This is a genomic window from Dietzia sp. Cai40 (assembly GCF_014145165.1).
Taxonomy (GTDB): domain Bacteria; phylum Actinomycetota; class Actinomycetes; order Mycobacteriales; family Mycobacteriaceae; genus Dietzia; species Dietzia natronolimnaea.
Window position 1 is genome coordinate 1 of record NZ_JAALEB010000250.1, and the last position, 1705, is coordinate 1705.

Here is a 1705-nt window from a genome sequence, read left to right on the forward strand (position 1 = left end):
GCCGTGGCTCGCAGCCGTGTCGCTGCTGCTGTTGGCCGGCGCCGTGGTCTACCGGTGGCGGGCGCGCCCCTGCATGGACGGGGGGTGTGCCGACGGGACGCGTGCCGACGAGGCGTGTGCGGTTCCCGCCCGCGGGGACGGCGCAGACGGCGCGGACGACGCGGGGGCCGGGCGTCTGGTCACCGACGCCGCGCCGAACCGCTGAGCATCGGAGTCAGCGGGAGCACCGGCGGGAACGGTCGGGTCCTGAGTCCGGAGACGTCGAACCCGGCCTCGGAGAGCGTCTGCCCGGTGTCCCGGTTCGGGCGACATCCCCCGCCGAGCCGGCTCCACACCGGCGTGATCCGGTCGGCCACCCGCCCGAGTCGTCCCGCCGCCCGGACGTGTTCGAGCAGTCGTAGTTCTCCCCCGGGAGCGAGTACCCGGTCCGCCTCGGCCAGGGCCACCGGGACGTCGGGGACAGTGCACAGGACGAGCCCGAAGACCACCGCGTCGGCCTCGCCGTCCGCGAGTGGCAGCGCCTCCGCCACGGAATCCACCACCTCGACCGGCACCGACGCACGGGCCGCATAGCGCCGCGCGTGGGCACGGAGGTGCGGGTCCGGTTCGATCGCCACCACCCTCGTGACCTCCGGTGGGTAGTGCTGGAACGTCACGCCACTGCCCGCGCCCACCTCCACGACCGTCCCCGACAGTCCGTCCACCAACCGGCGCCGGGCCCTGGCCAGTCCGACCCTCTCGAGCACCGGGCCGGCCGCGACCCAGACCCGCGCGAAGAGCGAGACGTCCGACCGTTCGCGAGCAACACCCATGAGGCGATACGGTACCGGGTATCGAGAAGTTCCGGAGCCGCTCGAGGAAAGGAACGCGGAGATGACCGAGACGACCGCACTCCCACGCTGGGGTTCAGTTCTGGCCGTGGTCGCCCACCCCGACGACGAGCCGTTCGGCCTCGGCGCCGTGCTGTCGACCTTCGCCGACGGCGGCGCGGGCGTGGACGTCCTCTGCCTGACCAGGGGCGAGGCCTCCACGCTCCACGGCGTCGAGGGCGACCTCTCACGGATCCGGGAACACGAACTACGCGCCGCGGCGGACGCCCTCGGGGCGAGGCGGGTCACGTTGCGCGACCTGCCCGACGGTGGCCTGGCAGACCTCGGGTCGTCCGTGCTCGACGACGAGGTCGAGCGTGCACTGGACAGGACCCGGCCCGAGGGCCTCGTCGTCTTCGACTCCACCGGGATCAGCGGTCACCCGGACCACGTGGCGGCCACCGCCGCGGCCACCAGGGTGGCCGACCGGCACGGGCTCCCCGTGGTGGCGTGGACCCTCCCGGAGGAGATCTGCGGGAGACTCGCGGCCGAGGGATACGCCGGATTCCTCGGGCGGACCGGCGACGAGATCGACCTGGTGCTGACCGTCGACCGCACGGCGCAACTGGCCGCCGTGGAGTGTCACCCCAGCCAGGCCGTGCCGGGCAGCGTCCTGTGGAGGAGACTGGAGCTGCAGGGCGACGACGAACACCTGCGGTGGCTCCGGCGCCCCTGAATCGAGTCGCCCCCGCCGCCCCGGCCACACCCGGGTGCAGCACCGCCGAGACGCGGCGCCACGCAGAATTCCATTGATCAGAAGCAGTATCCCCAGAAGCAGTACCACCCAGAAGCAGCATCGAGAAGCAGTACCGAAAGGACCGCCGCACGTGGACGCC

2 protein-coding genes and 1 pseudogene are annotated in these 1705 nt (G+C 72.8%); 2 read left to right on the forward strand and 1 reads right to left on the reverse strand.

Translation table 11 applies throughout. From position 1 onward, the window contains the following. Positions 1–205 (forward strand): annotated as a pseudogene (locus G6022_RS10265) (hypothetical protein); the annotation flags it as partial. Here G6022_RS10265 and G6022_RS10270 read toward each other — a convergent pair. Then, positions 180–812, reverse strand: coding sequence for a class I SAM-dependent methyltransferase (locus G6022_RS10270; protein WP_182691501.1), 633 nt, complete (start codon positions 810–812; stop codon positions 180–182). The pseudogene G6022_RS10265 and the gene G6022_RS10270 overlap by 26 nt on opposite strands. Positions 813–873: 61 nt before the next feature. Between G6022_RS10270 and G6022_RS10275 the strand changes: the two genes are divergently transcribed. Then, positions 874–1545 carry a PIG-L deacetylase family protein gene (locus G6022_RS10275; RefSeq protein WP_182638496.1) on the forward strand — a complete coding sequence of 224 codons (672 nt, stop codon included), beginning with the start codon at positions 874–876 and terminating at the stop codon, positions 1543–1545. Positions 1546–1705: the final 160 nt, after the last annotated feature.